At 52.9% G+C, this 17,684-nt stretch carries 12 protein-coding genes; 3 read left to right on the top strand and 9 right to left on the bottom strand.

Translation table 11 applies throughout. The features are described 5' to 3' along the window. Positions 1-48: 48 nt before the first annotated feature. The 7 genes from DW757_RS03690 to DW757_RS03655 all read right to left on the bottom strand — a co-directional run bounded on the left by DW757_RS03690 (position 49) and on the right by DW757_RS03655 (position 11,089). Positions 49-1,386, bottom strand: coding sequence for a S8 family peptidase (locus tag DW757_RS03690; RefSeq protein ID WP_015574653.1), 1,338 nt, complete (start codon positions 1,384-1,386; stop codon positions 49-51). Positions 1,387-1,426: 40 nt separating this feature from the next. Beyond that, complete coding sequence (locus tag DW757_RS03685) at positions 1,427-3,502, bottom strand: alpha-amylase (RefSeq protein ID WP_347559956.1); 2,076 nt, start codon at positions 3,500-3,502, stop codon at positions 1,427-1,429. 74 nt (positions 3,503-3,576) lie between these two features. Continuing rightward, positions 3,577-5,436: an ABC-F family ATP-binding cassette domain-containing protein gene (locus DW757_RS03680; protein WP_118751035.1), complete on the bottom strand. Its 1,860-nt coding sequence runs from the start codon at positions 5,434-5,436 to the stop codon at positions 3,577-3,579. Positions 5,437-5,589: 153 nt separating this feature from the next. Further along, entirely contained in the window at positions 5,590-6,345 is a 756-nt protein-coding gene (locus tag DW757_RS03675) for an exodeoxyribonuclease III (protein ID WP_008396343.1), read from the bottom strand. Positions 6,346-6,688: 343 nt separating this feature from the next. Beyond that, entirely contained in the window at positions 6,689-7,882 is a 1,194-nt protein-coding gene (locus tag DW757_RS03670; RefSeq protein WP_008396345.1) for a dicarboxylate/amino acid:cation symporter, read from the bottom strand. A gap of 566 nt (positions 7,883-8,448) precedes the next feature. Continuing rightward, positions 8,449-9,378: a sugar phosphate nucleotidyltransferase gene (locus tag DW757_RS03660; RefSeq protein WP_008396347.1), complete on the bottom strand. Its 930-nt coding sequence runs from the start codon at positions 9,376-9,378 to the stop codon at positions 8,449-8,451. A gap of 73 nt (positions 9,379-9,451) precedes the next feature. Next, positions 9,452-11,089, bottom strand: a complete 1,638-nt coding sequence (locus DW757_RS03655; protein ID WP_015574646.1) for an ATP-binding cassette domain-containing protein — start codon at positions 11,087-11,089, stop codon at positions 9,452-9,454. An 894-nt stretch (positions 11,090-11,983) separates the two neighbouring features. Here DW757_RS03655 and DW757_RS03650 point away from each other — a divergent pair. Further along, positions 11,984-13,486 (top strand): L-fucose/L-arabinose isomerase family protein, encoded by a 1,503-nt coding sequence (locus DW757_RS03650; RefSeq protein WP_118751034.1) that lies wholly within the window; start codon positions 11,984-11,986, stop codon positions 13,484-13,486. A 112-nt stretch (positions 13,487-13,598) separates the two neighbouring features. Beyond that, the gene (gene xylB, locus DW757_RS03645; RefSeq protein ID WP_021966685.1) at positions 13,599-15,110 is read left to right on the top strand and encodes a xylulokinase; all 1,512 of its coding nucleotides are present in this window, start codon (positions 13,599-13,601) and stop codon (positions 15,108-15,110) included. 23 nt (positions 15,111-15,133) lie between these two features. Here xylB and DW757_RS03640 read toward each other — a convergent pair whose 3' ends face one another. After that, positions 15,134-15,943 (bottom strand): methylated-DNA--[protein]-cysteine S-methyltransferase, encoded by an 810-nt coding sequence (locus DW757_RS03640; RefSeq protein ID WP_182433243.1) that lies wholly within the window; start codon positions 15,941-15,943, stop codon positions 15,134-15,136. Positions 15,944-16,076: 133 nt separating this feature from the next. Here DW757_RS03640 and DW757_RS03630 point away from each other — a divergent pair, with 133 nt between their 5' ends. Beyond that, a complete protein-coding gene (locus DW757_RS03630; protein ID WP_118751032.1) occupies positions 16,077-16,583 on the top strand; it encodes a TspO/MBR family protein in 507 nt (168 codons plus the stop codon). 137 nt (positions 16,584-16,720) lie between these two features. On the opposite strand, the gene DW757_RS03625 is transcribed toward DW757_RS03630, so the two are convergent. Further along, complete coding sequence (locus DW757_RS03625) at positions 16,721-17,644, bottom strand: DUF6602 domain-containing protein (RefSeq protein ID WP_118751031.1); 924 nt, start codon at positions 17,642-17,644, stop codon at positions 16,721-16,723. Positions 17,645-17,684 lie beyond the last annotated feature (40 nt).

Raw genomic sequence — 17,684 nt, 5'->3', positions numbered from 1 at the left:
CTCTCCGTTCTCCGCCTTTTATCTTTCTGCTCCATCCGGGTTTCAGCCCTATGCCCCTCCGGCCAGCTCCATGGCTTTCCCGGCATCCAGCATTCCGCCTGTGGCCGTCTTTCCATCCATAGCGCTGTTCTCCTTTACAGAGGAGAGGATGAGCTGGCGAAGTCTTCCCGTATCTGTATCCGGGTAAGCAGATTTTATCATGGCAGCAACTCCCGTCACCATGGGAGCTGCCATGGAGGTTCCGCTCATGTAGGCGTACTGGTTTCCGGAGATCGTGCTGAGAATATACTTTCCCGGAGCTGCCAGGTCAACGCCTGCCGGGCCGTAGTTGGAGCTGGGATCCAGGTTTCCGTCCAGCCTCATGCTGGCCACGGAGATCACATTGTCCAGGTCAAAGGCCGCCGGGTACACCGGAGACTCATCAATATTGATACCGTTTCCGCTTCTGTCGCCGTTTCCGGCGGCAACCACGAAGAGCATGCCGGAATTTTTCATGGTGTCATAGAGCTCCTGATTAAATCTGGCTGTGCCGAAGCTCAGATTGCAGATAGATGCCCCGTTGGCCTCTGCGTAGCGTATGGCCTGAGCCACATGTTCCGGCGTCCCAATCCCCTCTTCCGTTCCCAGGACTTTGATTGGCATAATCTTCACATAGGCAGGATCGCAGATGCCGGTGATCCCTCTCCCGTTTTTAGCCGCAGCAATGGTTCCGGCCGAGTGAGTTCCGTGGTTATCCTCCCTGCCTGAATAGAGCTGATTATTTCCGGCATAGAAGTTCCATCCGTTCACATCGTCCACATAGCCGTTTCCGTCATTGTCTGTCCCGTCTCCGGGGGTCTCATCTGCATTTGTCCAGATTCCGCCGGACAGCTCCTCATGATCCGTCTGAATTCCCGTGTCGATAACAGCCACAACCGTTTCGGTTTTCCCCTCCACGGCATCATAGGCAGCTCTGGCAGGAGTCAGGTTGATATCCATCCCTGCTTTGGCAAAGGTAGTTCCCCGGCTGTCCACCTCAGGCCCGTAGGCAGGCCCGCCTGTCCGGGAGGTCAGATTCTGAAACGCGGCTCCCGCCCCGCTGTTTTTGTCAGTCAGACGAAACAGGCCATTGTTCAGGAATCCCCACTGATACTCATTGTAAGGGTCTCCTCCTGGATAGGCCTGTGTTCCCGGGCCCGCGGCAAACGCCCTCACGGCTCCTTCCTTTTCCTGTGTCTCTGTCAGAGAAGACCTTACCGGTGCCGGAAGGGCTGAACATCCCGCCTGCAGCAAGGCTGCAGCCGACAGTACAGCTGCAGGCAGAAGCACTGCAGACAGAAGCGCCCCGGACACAGCCGGAGCCCTGAAAAGCTCCCGTCTCTGTTCCCTGCTGTTTACTTTTCTCATATTATTCCTTTTCCTCATCATGACTCCGGCCTTTCACGCTTTACTCTCCGCTCTGCTCCGGTCCTTTCGCAGAGGCCTTTTTCTCGGATTTCTTTTTTCCGTCCTTTTCTTTGGCCTTCTTCTCCTGGTCCTTCTTTGCCCTTTTCTTTTCCTTATCTGCCGGCTGCTTTTCTTTTTTTCCTCTCTTCTCTCCCCGGTTCTCCTCCGCTCTTTCCTTTAAGCCGATGAAGACTACGATGGTTCTGGCCGGTACCAGAAACTGCTTCTGCTGTTCCAGGCACGGCTCCTCTCCCTCTTCGTAGATGCCGTTTCTCTCTCTGTCATCTGTGTTAAAGGCCAGATGCCATTTCATCCCTTTGGGGAGCTTTGGCAGGGCAAACTCGTGGGGCTCCCAGTGCATGTTATAGGCGGTAAAAAAGTAGTCATCGGGTGTATTGTCCGCCTTTTTTGCGTACTCGCCACAGTACATGATCCCCAGCTGGCGGCGGAAGTTTTCAAACTCCGGGCACCAGGCCTTCACGCCGTGGTAGGAGACATCCGGGTGTCCGCAGGCCAGGTAATCCATCACCTTCGGCTCCTGGGCCATATGGAAAACAGGGTGTTTCTTTCTAAAGGCAATCACCTGTTTCGTAAACTCAAAGATGTCTCTGTTTGTCTTAAGCAGCCCCCAGTCCAGCCACGAGGTCTCGTTGTCCTGACAGTAGGAATTATTGTTTCCCCCCTTGGAAAATCCAAATTCGTCGCCGGACAGCAGCAGAGGCGTGCCCTGGCTTAAGAAAAGCATGAGCAGCGCATTTCTGATCTGCTTGCGCCTCATGGCAGCTACCTTTTTCTTGCGGCTTGGCCCCTCTACGCCGCAGTTCCAGGTATAGTTCCAGGAACTTCCGTCCTGATTGTTCTCTCCGTTCTGCTCATTGTGCTTCATCTCATAGGTGACGGCATCCATGAGGGTAAAGCCATTTGTGTTGGCCATATAGTTTATGACGCCATAGCCCTTCGGATTTCTCCTGTTTCTGAAAATCAGGCTGTTCATCTGATCCTCGTCGCCCTTCAGAAGCCTTCTCATGTCAATCAGGAAACCGTCATTGTACTCCGCCAGATGGCGCCGGCCCGGTGTTTCCTCCTCCCAAAAAGCAGCAAACAGCTTGGTTTCTGACAGCCACGGATCATCTCTTAAGGCCGGGCAGCCGGCAATTCCCACCAGGTGCACGCCGTCTACGTGGTACTCCCTCACCCAGAAGCGCACTGCCTCTGAGATGACAGCGGCGCTCTCCTTTCCGGTGAAGTACAGCTCGATAACCAGTTCCAGGCCGTTTTGGTGAAGCTCCTTCACCAGCTCCTTGAACTCCCGCACCGGATTCTTCTCCCCACACGCCCCGGAAGCATAGGACTCCTTGGGCGCAAAGAGCATGCCGGGGGTGTATCCCCAGTAGTTGAGTTTTCCGGTGGGCCGGTCCACGCCGTAAGGATTTCCGTCTGCGCCGTCAGGCAGCATGACCTCCTCAAATTCGTTGGGCGGCATCAGCTCCAGGGAGGTGATGCCAAGCTCCTTAAAATACGGGATCTTTTCTGCAATGGCCCTGAAGGTCCCAGGCTCTGCTCCGTTTTCAGCTTCCTCCTCTTTTCCATCCGCGCCCTTTGAACCAGCCCGCATGGTCAGCCCTCTTGTATGGATCCTGTAGAGGATCATATCCTCATACGGGATCTGAAGGGGCCTGTCGCCTTCCCAGTCAAAGCTCTCAAGCTCAAACCTGCTCCTGAGGGGAGTATCCACATGGGAAAGCTCTCCCCAGGTTCCATGTCCAGTAAAAGAGCGGCCAAACGTGTCCGGCATCTCCTTTCCATCCGATAAAACGGCATAGGTCAGGCCGGAAAAATCCTCTCCCAGGAGCTTCATGCACCGCATCCTGCCCATTCGGGAGCCCTTCGGGAACGGGAACACTCTCCGTTTCTCCTTCTCCTCTCCATCCGGCCCCTGCTCCTGCTCATATACTGCGAGGCTCACCTCTTCCCCGGCAGCCTCCGTGCAGATGTACACGCCGCCTTCTGTCTTTGTCACTCCCGGCTGAAAATATCCCGGTTCTTCCTCTGACATAATCAGTTTTTCTATTTTCACGCCAATCTCTCCAATCCCGGGCTTCACGCCTGTATAAAAATTATTTTCTGTTTCTTCCTAAATATAACTAACAGCTAACGGCTGTTCTGCTGCGCAATCCGTTCTGACAGTTCATTTAAGTACATCCATCGCTCCATTTTCTGCTCCAGAAGCGCTTCTGTCTCTTCCTTTTCCTTCATCAGAGCAGACAGCTTTGCATAATCTCTGGCAGCCCTGTCGATCTCAGGCCCCAGTTCTTCGATCCTCTGTTCCAGCTTTGCAATTTCATCCTCGATGGTCTCCCACTCCTTCTGCTCCATGTAGGTGAATTTGAGCTTTTTAACCTGGCCCTCCTTCCAGTTTTTTCTGGAATTTTTCTCCTGACTGCCGTCGGCCTCACCGTCCCCGGCAGCCTCTCTGCCTTTTTCTCTTCCGGCCCTGGCTCCTGCAGTTTCCTCTGCCTCCTCTCTCTCCTGTCTGGAAGCCTGGTAGTCTGTAAATCCGCCCTCATACTGGCAGATTTTTCCATCTCCCTCGAAAGCAAAAATCCTTCTCACAACCCTGTCTAAAAAGTACCTGTCGTGGGAGACAGTGATGACAATGCCCTGGAAGCTGTCAAGATAGTCCTCCAGAATCGTGAGCGTTCTGATATCCAGGTCATTGGTAGGCTCGTCCAGAATCAGCACGTTGGGAGCATCCATCAGGATTCTCAGCAGGTACAGCCGCCTCTTCTCTCCGCCGGACAGCTTTCCGATCACCGTATACTGCACAGACGGAGGGAACAGGAACCGCTCCAGCATCTGGGAGGCGGAGACGCTGCCGTCCGGCGTCCTCACATACTCGGCCACATTTTTAATGTAGTCAATGACTCTAAGGTCATTGTCCATGGCCTCATTTTCCTGGGAAAAATACCCGAGCTTCACTGTCTGGCCGATCTCTATCTCCCCGCTGTCAGGCTTCACCCACCCGGCAATCATCTTCATCAGAGTGGATTTTCCGCTTCCGTTGGGTCCGATGAAGCCGACTCTGTCATTTTTCAGAAAAATATAGCTGAAGTCCCGGATCAGAGTCTTTCCTTCGTAGGCCTTGCTAAGATTCTTAAGCTCCACCGTGGTCCTTCCCAGGCGGCTTGCAATGGAGCCAAGCTCCACCTCCCCGTCATACTCAGGGCCGCTTTTGGCACTCAGGGCCTCAAACCGCTGGATCCGCCCCTTCTGCTTGGTGGAACGCGCCCTGGCTCCCCGCTTCATCCACTCCAGCTCCACCCGGAGGATGGACTGGCGCTTTCTCTCTGACGCCTCCTCCATGGCCATCCGCTCCGCCTTCAGCTCCAGAAAGCCCTCGTAATTCGTCTGGTAGCTGTAGAGTTTCCCCTTGTCAAGCTCCACAATCCGGTTGGTCACACTGTCCAGAAAGTACCTGTCATGGGTGATCATGAGAAGGGCGCCCCTGAACTTTTTCAGATACTCCTCCAGCCAGTCAGCCATGGCGCTGTCTAAATGGTTGGTGGGCTCGTCCAGGATCAGAAGATCGGCTGTGGAGAGCAGGACGCTCGCCAGGGCTACCCGCTTTCTCTGGCCGCCGGAGAGCGTCTCGATCTTCGCCGTCCAGTTCGGCACATCCAGCTTCATCAGCATGTTCTTGGCCTGTCCCTCCAGATCCCAGGCCTGCTCATGGCCCTCATTTTCCCGGATCACACTCTCCAATACCGTATACCCGGGCTCAAAGACAGGGTTCTGGGGAAGGTAGCGGATATAGAGGTTCCTCCCCTTCACCACGCTTCCCTGATCCGGCTCCTCAAGTCCGGCCGCTATCTTTAACAGCGTGGATTTTCCGGTTCCGTTGATTCCGATCACTCCTACCTTTTCCCCCTCGTTGATGGAAAATGCAGTGTCATCAAAAAGCAGACGCTCTGTGTATGATTTTGTGAGATGTTCGATTGTCAGTAAATTCATGTCCGTTCTCTCCTGTTCTGGCTTCCCGCTTCAGCCGTTCCAGCCTATAGTTTTGACTGTTTCGTCTTTTGGTTTCAGCGGTGTCGGCTTATGGCTTCTGGCTGTCTTGAATGTGCAGGGTTCTTATTCCCGCTTTCTCCGGCCCTCAGCCCTTTACTTGATCACCAGCTCTACCGGGCAGTGGTCAGAGCCCATAATCTCCGTGTGGATGGAAGCGCTCACCAGCCTGTCCTCCAGGCTCTCTGAAACGCAGAAGTAGTCGATACGCCACCCGGCGTTCTTCTCCCTGGCCTTAAAGCGGTAGGACCACCAGGAGTAGACCCCCTCCGTATCCGGGTAGAAATGTCTGTAGGTATCGATAAAGCCTGCATCCAGCAGGGCGGAAAACTTTCCTCTCTCCTCATCGGTAAAGCCCGCATTTTTCCTGTTTGTCCTGGGATTTTTCAGATCGATCTCCCTGTGGGCCACATTTAAGTCTCCGCAGAAAATGACCGGCTTTTTCTCTTCCAGCTTCTTCAGATAGGCGAGAAAGGCGTCCTCCCACTCCATGCGGTAGGGCAGACGGGCCAGCTCATTCTGTGAATTGGGCGTATAGCAGGTCAGCACATAGTAGTCCTCATACTCTGCCGTAATCACTCTCCCCTCGTGGTCGTGGGCGTCAATTCCCAGGCCGTAGACCACGCTGATGGGCTCCTCCTTTGAAAAAAGCGCAGTTCCTGAATAGCCCTTTTTGTCAGCGTAGCTCCAGTACTGATAGTACCCCGGTATATCAAGATCAATCTGACCGGCCTGAAGCTTACTCTCCTGAATGCAGAAAATATCTGCGTCCAGCTTACGAAATACGTCGAGAAAGCCCTTTCCCACACAGGCCCTCAGGCCGTTCACATTCCATGAAATCATCTTTTTCATTCTGTATTGTTCTCCTTATCTCCCTAAGCCCTGTCCCTGTCTTTCGGCGCAGAGACAGAGCAAAAGGGCACTGCACGCTGCAGCTTGCTCTCTGCCGGCAGCTGTCTCACTGTGGCTTTAGTATAGCATTTTCTTGTATATTTTGGAAGGGGATCGGATCGCTTCAGCCGCAGACTTTCCTCTGCCGCCATGTGTTCCTTCTCGCTCCTCCTTCATCACGGGAGAGCTGATGGGATTTCCATAAACAAAAAACAGAAGCCCGCTTCCCGCAGATATCTGTCCTTCGGGAAGCGAGCCTCTGTCTGATTTTAATTTCTTTATACCCGGGAACCGTACAATGGCTCTACAGTCCTGCACTAATCTTCTGACGGGCAATTTTATGCTTTTCCACATATCCGGTCAGTATCAGGGTGAGGGCTCCGTCTCCGGTTACATTGCAGGCTGTTCCGAAGCTGTCCTGAAGGGCAAAGATAGTCAGCATCAGGGCAGTTCCCATCTCGTCGAAGCCGAGGACGCCTGTGATAAGTCCCAGGGATGCCATAACCGTTCCTCCAGGAACACCGGGTGCTCCCACGGCAAACACGCCCAGCAGCACACAGAACAGCACCATGGTAGGCAGATCCGGGATCGCTCCGTAGAGAATCTTCGACACAACCATGACGAAGAAAACCTCTGTCAGCACAGAGCCGCACAGGTGGATATTGGCAAACAGCGGGATTCCGAAGTCGACCATGTCATCCCTGAGCGTAGGCTCAGACTTCTTGGCACACTCCAGAGCCACTGCAAGGGTAGCGGCCGAGGACATGGTTCCCACAGCCGTGATATAGGCGGGCCCATAATTGCGAAGTACATTCAGAGGATTCTTTCCTGTATACAGACCGGCAAGTCCATAGAGAAGGGCCAGCCAGATATAGTGACCCACCATAACAATCAGAATCACCTGCACAAACACCGGGAACTGCTTTGTAATGGAACCCTCATAGGCCAGGGAGCAGAAGGTCATGGCAATGTAAAACGGAAGAAGAGGAATAATGATCTTCTTTACAATATCCAGCACAATTCTCTGAAACTCATCGAGCACAGAAGTAATAGTGCCCGCCTTTGTCCAGGTGGCTGCAAGGCCGATGAGCACAGAAAATACCAGCGCGCTCATAACCTCCATAACCGGCGGTATGGAGAGCTGGAACACCACCTCTGGAAGCTCTTTCAGCCCCTCCACATTGGGGTTGATGGACAGCCCGGGAATGATTGCAAATCCTGCTGCCATGGAAAACAGGGCTGCTCCCAGGGAGGATGCATAGGCCGCCAGAAGAGCGATTCCCAGCATCCTGGAGGCGTTGCTGCCCAGCTTTGTGATGGACGGGGCAATAAACCCGATAATAATGAGGGGGACACAGAAATTGATAAACTGTCCCATAATGTAGTTCAGCGTGACAACCAGATTCATCAGCCCTTCATTTGCATAGAGGCCGATGAGAATACCTGCCGCCACTCCCAGAAGGAGGCGAAACGGCAGACTGCCAGTCAGTTTTTTCATAAAAAATCTCCTTTCCTACCCGCATTCCCTCTCTCCGGCCGCCGTGTTCTGAGGTTTGAAAACAGGGTTCTGAACTCAGCCAGGGCTGCCGGAGCGGGAATGCATCTTTCCCTTATATAAATTATGCACCGCTTCTGTCTGCGAAACAATTATAACAGAAATTTTTATCTTTTCCATCTTTGTTTTTATTTCCAGAAATATTTTCCAGCCAGATGAAATAAACTGGAGATATGCGTATTTAAGTCCTGATCCCAGACTGCAGTCCTCCAGCTCCTGATAACAGGAACCCGGCGCAGTGCGATCCCCGCGGAGCATTTTTATATAACAGGGAACGAAGTTTCCTGTTATATAAAATAAAGACAGCCCTCTCGCCCCGTATCGGGCAAAAGCGGCTGTCCTTCAGGCAGGTCTTCTTTCCCTGCTATCTTCTGTTATTTTCTGTTATATCCTGCTATTTTCCGTTTTCTTCTGTTTTCTCCGCTCTTCTTCCAGGCTTCGCTCTCCCGGCTATATGCCTGAAAGCCCGCCCGGCGTATTTTCTTTCTGCAGGCAGAGGCAGCTTTCCACTACTGCTCCTGCCACAGCTTCTGAGGATAATATCCCGAATCCTTCAGTCCCTGGATGGCATCCATCACCATCGGCTTATCCTCTTTATAGGTAACACCGTACCACTTGTCGGCGCTCTTTAAGACTGTCACCTCAGCCTTCCCCTCTTTTAAAAGCTCATCTACCACAAAGGGGAGGAAATACTCGCATTTTTCCGGGTTTACGGGGAGGTTTTTGTCGAGAAATACTGTAAAGCGCCCTTCCAGCTCCTTAAGCATACTCTCTGTAAAGCCCCACATGTTCATGGACACCAGGGTATCTTCAGGAAGGAAGGTCCAGGTAGCTCCTCCGTCCTCTGTGTATTCCGCCCTGTCCCCATGCTTTTCTATCCGTGTGCGCTCGTGAATGTCAGCCAGATGGCCCTTCTCATCTGCCGTGCAGACGCCCCGGGACACATGGCCGTTCTCTGTCAGGGTGTTGTACAGTCTGTAGCCCACCATGGCATACTGGTACTTCTCGTTGTCCCCCTGCTCAGAGAGCTGGCGGTAGATCTCGCGGAAGGCCGTCTTTCCATAGTAGTCGTCTGCGTTGATCACCGCAAATGGGCCGTCTATCACATCTTTGCAGCAGAGGACCGCGTGCCCTGTTCCCCATGGCTTTACACGGTTTTCCGGAACACTGTAGCCCGCCGGAAGGCAGTCTGTCTCCTGGTACACATATTCTACCTGAATGTGCTTCTCCATCCTGTTTCCGATGTGCTCCTTAAATTCCTTCTCAATGGCCTTCTTGATAATGAAGATAACCTTCTCAAAGCCTGCTTCCTTTGCGTCAAAAATGGAAAAGTCGATAATCAGATCTCCGTCGTGATCCACCGGATCGATCTGCTTTAAGCCGCCGTAGCGGCTCCCCATCCCTGCTGCCATAATCACCAGCACCGGTTTCTTATTCATGGTATGCCTCCTCGTTTTGAAACAGCAGGCAGCTGCTTCGCCTGAAAGACAGCTGCCGGCTTTCTTCTGCCCCTTAGTCCTCGTTCTCCTCAGCCTCTGTCAGCGTAAATACCTGGCGCTTTCTTGCCATCTCATCGCTCTCCAGGTACTCGTCGTAGGTGGTGATCTTGTCGATCAGCTTGCCGTTTACGATCTCCATAATGCGGTTGGCTGTGGTCTGGACAATCTGGTGGTCACGGGATGAGAAGATAATCACGCCCGGGAATTTTGTCATTCCGTTGTTCAGCGCAGTGATGGACTCCATGTCCAGGTGGTCTGTAGGCTCGTCAAACATCAGCACGTTTGCACCGGAGATCATCATCTTGGAGAGCATGCAGCGAACCTTCTCTCCTCCTGAGAGAACTCTCACCTTCTTCACGCCGTCGTCTCCGGCAAAGAGCATACGGCCCAGGAAGCCGCGGACATAGGTGACATCCTTCACCGGCGAATACTGTGTCAGCCAGTCTACGATAATGTCGTCATTGTCAAACTCTGCGCTGTTGTCCTTGGGGAAGTAGGCCTGGGTGGTGGTCACGCCCCACTTGTAGCTTCCCTCGTCCGGCTCCATCTCTCCTGCCAGGATTTTAAACAGCACGGTCTTTGCCTGCTCATTGGGGCCTACCAGAGCCACCTTGTCCTCCCGGTTCAGGATAAAGGAAATGTTGTCAAGCACCTTCACTCCGTCGATGGTCTTGGAAAGGTTCTCCACGGTCAGCACCTCATTTCCGATTTCACGCTCCGGGCGGAAATCGATGTATGGGTACTTGCGGCTGGAAGGACGGATCTCGTCCAGCTGGATCTTTTCCAGAGCCTTCTTTCTGGAGGTCGCCTGCTTGGACTTGGAGGCGTTGGCGGAGAAGCGCTGGATGAACTCCTGAAGCTCCTTGATCTTCTCCTCCTTCTTCTTGTTGGCCTCCTTCATCTGCTTGATCATAAGCTGGCTGGACTCATACCAGAAATCATAGTTTCCGGCATAGAGCTGAATCTTGCCGTAGTCAATGTCGGCAATCTGTGTACAGACCTTATTTAAGAAATAACGGTCATGGGAGACCACGATAACGGTATTCTCAAAGTTGATCAGGAACTCCTCCAGCCAGGCGATGGCATCCAGATCCAGGTGGTTTGTCGGCTCGTCCAGAAGAAGGATATCCGGATTTCCGAAAAGGGCCTGGGCCAGAAGCACCTTGACCTTCTGGGCGCCTGTCAGGTCGCCTACCATCTGGTAATGGTACTCTGTCTCAATTCCCAGTCCGTTTAAGAGGTTCGCCGCATCAGACTCGGCCTCCCAGCCGTTCATGGTGGCAAACTCGCCTTCCAGCTCTGCAGCCTTGACTCCGTCCTCCTCCGAGAAGTCCTCCTTCATGTAGATAGCTTCCTTCTCCTTCATGATCTCGTACAGGCGGGCATTTCCCATAATAACCGTGTCGAGAACCGGGTACTTGTCGTACTTGAAGTGATCCTGCTGTAAGAAGGAAAGACGCTGTCCCGGGGTGATAATCACATCTCCGTTTGTAGGCTCCAGCTGTCCGGAAAGGATTTTTAAGAAGGTTGACTTTCCTGCTCCGTTGGCGCCGATCAGGCCGTAGCAGTTGCCCTCCACAAACTTGATGTTTACATCCTCAAACAGTGCTTTCTTCCCTACCCGTAATGTTACATTGCTTGCACTAATCATGTTTTTTCCCTTTCATTTTCCTAATTTGGCTTTTATGGCTTCCTTTGCTGCAATCCACGCCCGGCTGTCATCTGTCTTTGTATCTGCAGCTGCACCTGCAGGCGCCGGGGCGTGTTTCTCTATGTTTAAAAGAGGGGGATTTTTACGTCCCCCTCTGAATTCTGCCTATTCTATTGTACAGGAAAATTTGTATTTTTCAAGTACCTTTTCTCTGATTTTCCCTGATTTTACCTTGCTTTTCGGGGTTTCAGGGGCTATCCTGCTCTGCTTTGCTTTTCGGAACCCGGCAGTGCAGCTTATGGGAGTTCTCTCTGGTACACTGTTGAAGTCCGCCAGCAGACATTGTATAATATCTCTATATATTATCCGAATACTGACGCCGTAATTGATCCTGTAAAAAAGTGTGTACATTTCTGATTCACAGCTCTATTTTTTATGCAGGATTTTCTGCTGCTATTATTTTTGACGGAAGCCGGCAGAGCCTGAACTCTTTGTCAGGATGATCTATCCCGTAAACATTTCGGGCGTGTACGAGACAGGCTATAGTATCGTATATCCGGGCGTCATCTGCCGATAAGTCCGCTCGTCATTATGCCTGTATTCTGTGCTATGAAAATACCGGAAAGCTCCATGGCAGGAGCCGTAAAAGGATAAGGCCAGGTCTTTTTAAATGAGTTATAATTTTGATTAATACAAAGACAGGAGCGGCACAGACAGCGCTGAATTTGAAGTCCTGTCAGACAGGCAGCCTCCCCATAGGGAGCGTGAGGCCAGTCAGGCTGAAATTCAGCCGGCAGGTCTCCCTCCGCTGACCTGCAGTCTGAGCTGTATTGCCGGGCTGTCTGCTCTGCTGTTATTATTATTCATCACTTTATCAACCAGGAGGAAGCAAACATGAAACACTCAGAAAACATTCCAAAAATCAAGGTGGGAATCGTGGCTGTCAGCCGCGACTGCTTTCCCGAATCCCTGTCCGTTTCGCGCAGGGAGGCTCTTGTCAATGCCTACAGGAGCAAATATGATGCCGACGATATCTATGAATGCCCTGTCTGCATCGTGGAAAGCGAGATCCACATGGTTCAGGCCTTAGAGGATATTAAAAAGGCCGGCTGCAGCGCTCTGTGTGTATATCTGGGAAACTTTGGCCCGGAGATCTCCGAAACTCTGCTTGCCAAGCATTTTGACGGGCCCAAGATGTTTATTGCCGCCGCCGAGGAGAGCGGCTCCAATCTGACACAGGGGCGCGGCGATGCCTTCTGCGGAATGTTGAACGCATCCTACAACCTGGCCCTCAGAAATATCAGAGCCTACATACCGGAGTACCCCGTAGGTGACGCGGAGGAATGCGCCGACATGATCCACGAGTTCCTTCCTGTGGCGCGGGCTGTGGCAGCCTTAAAGGAGCTTAAGATTATCAGCTTCGGCCCGAGACCCTTAAACTTCCTGGCCTGCAACGCCCCCATCAAGCAGATCTACAACCTGGGCGTTGAGATCGAGGAAAACTCAGAGCTTGACCTTTTCGAGGCCTTCCACAAGCACGACGGGGATGAGAGAATCCCGCAGATTGTAAAAGAGATGGAAGAAGAGCTGGGAGCCGGCAACAAAAAGCCGGAGATCCTTCACCGTCTGGCCCAGTATGAGCTGACCTTAAAGGACTGGATCCGGGATCATAAGGGCTACCGCAAGTACGTGGCCATTGCCGGAAAATGCTGGCCTGCCTTCCAGACCCAGTTCGGATTTGTGCCCTGCTATGTAAACAGCCGTCTGACCGCCCAGGGAATCCCGGTTTCCTGTGAGGTTGACATTTACGGCGCTCTCAGCGAGTTCATCGGCACAGTGATCAGCCAGGATGCGGTAACACTTCTGGACATTAACAATACGGTTCCGAAGGATCTCTTCGAGGAGGACATCAAGGGCAGATTCCCCTATACCTTAAAGGATACGTTCATGGGCTTCCACTGCGGCAATACCGCCTCTGAAAAGCTGTCCTTCTGCGAGATGAAGTACCAGATGATCATGGCCCGCTCCCTTCCCGAGGAGGTGACGCAGGGAACTCTGGAGGGAGACATCGCTCCCGGAGAGATTACCTTCTACCGCCTTCAGAGCACGGCAGACAATCAGCTTCGTGCCTACATCGCAGAGGGCGAGGTACTCCCTGTGGCGACGCGATCCTTTGGCTCCATCGGAATCTTTGCCATCCCCGAGATGGGGCGCTTCTACCGCCATGTGCTGATTGAGAAAAACTTCCCTCACCACGGGGCCGTTGCCTTCGGGCGCTTCGGAAGAGAGCTCTTCGAGGTATTCAAATATCTGGGCGTGCCGGTGGAGGAGATCGGCTACAATCAGCCGAAGGGCGTCCGTTATCCGACGGAAAACCCCTTTGGACGGATGGAATAGGGAAGACCTATTGTTTATGAATGTTTTGAATTAATTAGGAATCATTTTGAATGTTTTATCTGCAGCCCGGCCGGATTTTCCTGTCCGGGCTGCAGATATATGGGAGGAATTTATGTATTTTATAGGAATTGATCTGGGAACCTCGGCCGTCAAGCTCCTCTTGATGGACGAGGAAGGAACTGTATGGAACACGGTAACAGAGGAATATCCCATCTGTTTTCCGAAACCGGGCTGGTCAGAGCAGAACCCTTCCGACTGGTTTGAAAAGACCATGGCCGGTTTAAAGAAGCTGACGCAGGGAATTGACAGGTCACAGATCCGGGCAGTCAGCTATTCCGGACAGATGCATGGACTGGTGGCCCTTGACGAGGAAGATCGGGTGATCCGGCCGGCCATCCTGTGGAATGACGGGAGAACCGGCCGTGAGACAGACTGGCTGAATCAGGAGATAGGGAAGGAATGGCTGTCCGAGCAGACGGCCAATATCGCCTTTGCAGGCTTTACCGCCCCGAAAATCCTGTGGATGCAGCACCATGAACCTGAATTGTTCAGACGGATCCGCAAAATCATGCTTCCGAAAGATTATGTAAACTATCGTCTGACGGGACAGTTCTGCACGGACTATTCAGACGCTGCCGGAACCCTTCTTCTGGACGTAAGAAACAGGTGCTGGTCAGAGGAAATGCTCCGTCTGTGCGGCATCAGCGAATCTGTCCTGCCCCGTCTCTGTGAGAGCTTTGAGCAGACAGGAACTCTGCTCCCTGAAATCGCAGCAGAACTGGGCTTTCCAGACACAGTCTTCGCTGCTGCCGGAGCCTCTGACAATGCGGCAGCCGCTGTGGGAAACGGGATTATCGGCACAGGCGCAGAGGGAACCGGAGAGGGAACAGGCCACAGCCCGGCTGCTGCCGGCGGATGCAGCCTGTCTCTTGGAACCAGCGGGACCATTCTCATTCCCTCCAGCCAGTTTTGTCCGGTCCCCTCCAATGCCCTTCACGTCTTTTCCCATGCCGACGGGGGCTGGTACATGATGGGCTGCATGCTCAGCGCCGCCTCCTGCTGGAAGTGGTGGACAGAGCAGGTCCTGCACACCAGCGACAATGACACAGAACAGGCTCAGATAGAGTCCCTGGGCCATAACAGGGTTTTCTATCTTCCCTACCTGATGGGAGAGCGATCCCCCCACAATGATCCGAACGCCAGGGCCGCCTTTATCGGAATGGATGCCTCCACCACCAGGGCAGACATGAACCAGGCCGTTTTGGAGGGCGTCCTCTACGGCCTGCGGGATTCCCTGGAAATCGCCAGGGCTCAGAAGAACGCGCCGTCCTTTGCCCGCATCTGCGGAGGCGGCGCCAAGTCTCCTCTCTGGAAGAAACTGGCTGCCAATATCCTGGGCCTTCCGGTGGAAGTGCCGGCCAACGAGGAGGGGCCTGCCTTCGGCGCAGCCATCCTGGCCGCAGTTGCAGGCGGTGCCTTTCCATCTGTTCCTGCAGCCGTGGAGAAGCTCTGCAGGGTAAAGGAGACGGTACTCCCCGAAAAACCTCTTGTGAAAGCCTATGAGGAGGGATATGAAACATTCCGGCTTCTCTATCCGGCCTTAAAGAAGGTATTCGAAAAATAGTGCGGCAGAAGAAAATTGATTTTCTACAGCGCTGTCCCCTTCTTTGGCACATAGAAGGACTTCATATCAGCGCCCTCCAGCCTTAAAAGCTCCGTCTTTGCCTGGATTCCGCCGCCAAACCCCGTCAGGTTTCCGCCGGAGCCCACCACGCGGTGGCAGGGAATGATAATGCCGATGGGATTATGTCCTACTGCCCCTCCCACCGCCTGGGCGGACATGCGCTTAAGCCCTTTCTTCTCTGCCACTGCCCCGGCAATGGCTCCGTAGGTGACGGTCTTGCCGTATGGGATTTTCAGAAGCTCCTCCCACACCAGGCGGCGGAATTCACTTCCCTCCGGTGCAAGGGGCGGAGTAAAATCAGGGGTTTGGCCGGAAAAGTAGAGATCCAGCCACCGAAACGCCTCTGCCAGAACGCCGGAGGGCTCCTGAACCACAGTGATCCGGGTTCCCTTTTCAGGGATTCTGGGATACCGCTCCCTTTCAAAGGCAAGGCTTTTCAGGGCATCGTAACTGGCTGTCAGCGTGAGGAGTCCCACCGGAGAGGGATACACTGCCCGGTACTCTGTGCTTATCTGCTCTGCTTTTGTCTGGTGTTCTTTCATCTGGTTCGCATTCACCTTCTCTGTGACCGCCCTGTCCTTTTTGTTCCCGTTCTTCTCAGACATCTTTATAAACCTCCGTTCTTCTGTGACGCTCCATTCTCCTGTGATCCTGGCCGGGTATTCTGCCCCATTTTCTCTCTCGCCTCTGTTTCGTTGTGCGCAGCTGCCTCCATTCCCGCCTGTTTTCATCCCTGCTCGAAACTGAAGCCATAAATCTGCGCTCTCTGCCATATATTATAATAAATTTCCTGCAGAAAAGAAAGCCGGACAGCCGGACTGGAACAGTCCCTTCCAGGATCCCCGGGGGACTGACCAGTTCCGCTCTGGCTGCCATTTTGCAGCGCATCTGTAAAGGACACAGACCATGAATTCTAAAAAATCTCCCTCCTCCTTTTCGCCTCTGGCCGCGGCAGTCTTCACCCTCTTTCCGCTCTTATGGGGCTTTCTGTCCTCTCGGGCCTCCGGGGACATCCTCTCGGTGTACGCCTCTCTCCATCAGCCTCCCTTGAGCCCTCCCGGGGCCGTCTTCCCTGTGGTATGGACCCTCTTATATCTTCTCATGGGTTTTGGCTTTTATCTGGTCATCCGTGAGGGGATCAAAAAAGGGGCAGACCTGAGACCTGCCTCTGCTTCCTACCTGTTTCAGCTCCTTTTGAACCTTCTCTGGCCCATCGTCTTTTTCCGTCTCGGGCTTCGCTTCGGGGGAACGGTTCTGGCTGTTCTTCTGGCAGCGGCCGTACTCCAGATGATCCGGGAATTTGGAAGCATCAGCAGGAGAGCTGCCCTCCTTCAGCTTCCCTATCTTCTCTGGTGTCTGTTCGCCTCCTATTTAAGCGCCGGCACTGCAGTCTTAAATCTGGGCTGGATTTGAGGTTCTGTTAAACGTCCAGGCATAGCTGCATTTCCGCTGAAAAGCTGCAGCTGTGCCTGCCTCTCTTTTTCTTAATCACCTCTGTATCAGAAATTTTGAGATTTCTCATCTGACCCATAATTTTCCAGACGGGCGGTTCAGAGCTTTTTCTTTTTTTCCATGTTGAGATCTCCATGCTCTTTCACATAGGGAATGGAGCCCAGCTTTTTATCATAACCTCTTCCCGAGGCAAAGTATTCAAAGCCAAGTCTCTTTTCATTTCCTCTTGTCCTGTCGTAATACACGGACAAAAGACCTGCGATAATCTTCTGAAATCCCAGATAATTTTCATGTTCTCTGTGCTCAAAGAGGAAATAATCCGCCTGTTTTTTTGTCTTTTTTCCGGGCTGCTCTCTTTTAGGGCCGGATTTGCAGACAGACCACCGGCTCAGCACTCCTATGTATCCGGGAAACCAGTCATAACGGTTTTTTCCTTCCTGACAGAATATCCTGTCCAGACTGGCAAACACTTTTTCTCCCTGGCGCGCCGCTGTATCACTTTCCTTTGTATCCATGGCAGCCAGCGCTAAAAAGGGGCCCTTAACCTCCTGATCCAAAGCATTTTTCCCCGTGCACAGTCTCCCCGCCTGTTTAAGAGCATTGATCTCCTGCTCAAGCTGAGAAAAGTACAGATTCTTTTTTACTGAAATTACGCCGATAACTCCTTCCGGCGGAACAATCGCATGATCTCCCATTCTCAGAAATACAGGATAGGATGCAGAATCAAAGATAATCAGATCCAGCTGGGAGGAGTGAGCATCCCTGTCCCCTGCCCGCTCCTTTTTCCCGCTCCCGGTCTTGACCGCAGGCCGAAGGATGAAACCAGTCATCACCTCCAGACCTGCCGGAAGAAATTTCTGAATATAACTTTTGAGCAGCGCTTCCACATACATCCCGTCTTCACCGGTGTGAGCGGCCCCTTCCCTCCCATCTGCAGGTATGAGAACCTGAAACTGCCTGTAAGTTTTAAGCATCGCTTCCGCCTCGTTTTCTACGAAGGTTCTGATCCTTGTCCCGTCCATTCACTTCTCCTCTGTTTCATATAAGTTTTCAGGGATTCCC

Origin of the sequence: Clostridium sp. AM29-11AC (assembly GCF_003480545.1) — a bacterium.
GTDB classification, from domain to species: Bacteria; Bacillota; Clostridia; order Lachnospirales; family Lachnospiraceae; genus Otoolea; species Otoolea saccharolyticum_A.
The sequence above is the reverse complement of the archived record's forward strand: the minus strand, read 5'-3'. Positions and strand labels throughout refer to the sequence as shown.

Bases quoted from the DNA above. Each gene is read 5' to 3' on its own strand.
- DW757_RS03640 (WP_182433243.1), bottom strand. From the start codon at position 15,943: ATGGCAGAGAGCGCAGATTTATGGCTTCAGTTTCGAGCAGGGATGAAA.
- DW757_RS03690 (WP_015574653.1), bottom strand. From the start codon at position 1,386: ATGAGAAAAGTAAACAGCAGGGAACAGAGACGGGAGCTTTTCAGGGCT.
- xylB (WP_021966685.1), top strand. From the start codon at position 13,599: ATGTATTTTATAGGAATTGATCTGGGAACCTCGGCCGTCAAGCTCCTC.
- DW757_RS03655 (WP_015574646.1), bottom strand. From the start codon at position 11,089: ATGATTAGTGCAAGCAATGTAACATTACGGGTAGGGAAGAAAGCACTG.
- DW757_RS03675 (WP_008396343.1), bottom strand. From the start codon at position 6,345: ATGAAAAAGATGATTTCATGGAATGTGAACGGCCTGAGGGCCTGTGTG.
- DW757_RS03650 (WP_118751034.1), top strand. From the start codon at position 11,984: ATGAAACACTCAGAAAACATTCCAAAAATCAAGGTGGGAATCGTGGCT.
- DW757_RS03670 (WP_008396345.1), bottom strand. From the start codon at position 7,882: ATGAAAAAACTGACTGGCAGTCTGCCGTTTCGCCTCCTTCTGGGAGTG.
- DW757_RS03660 (WP_008396347.1), bottom strand. From the start codon at position 9,378: ATGAATAAGAAACCGGTGCTGGTGATTATGGCAGCAGGGATGGGGAGC.
- DW757_RS03680 (WP_118751035.1), bottom strand. From the start codon at position 5,436: ATGAATTTACTGACAATCGAACATCTCACAAAATCATACACAGAGCGT.
- DW757_RS03630 (WP_118751032.1), top strand. From the start codon at position 16,077: ATGAATTCTAAAAAATCTCCCTCCTCCTTTTCGCCTCTGGCCGCGGCA.
- DW757_RS03625 (WP_118751031.1), bottom strand. From the start codon at position 17,644: ATGGACGGGACAAGGATCAGAACCTTCGTAGAAAACGAGGCGGAAGCG.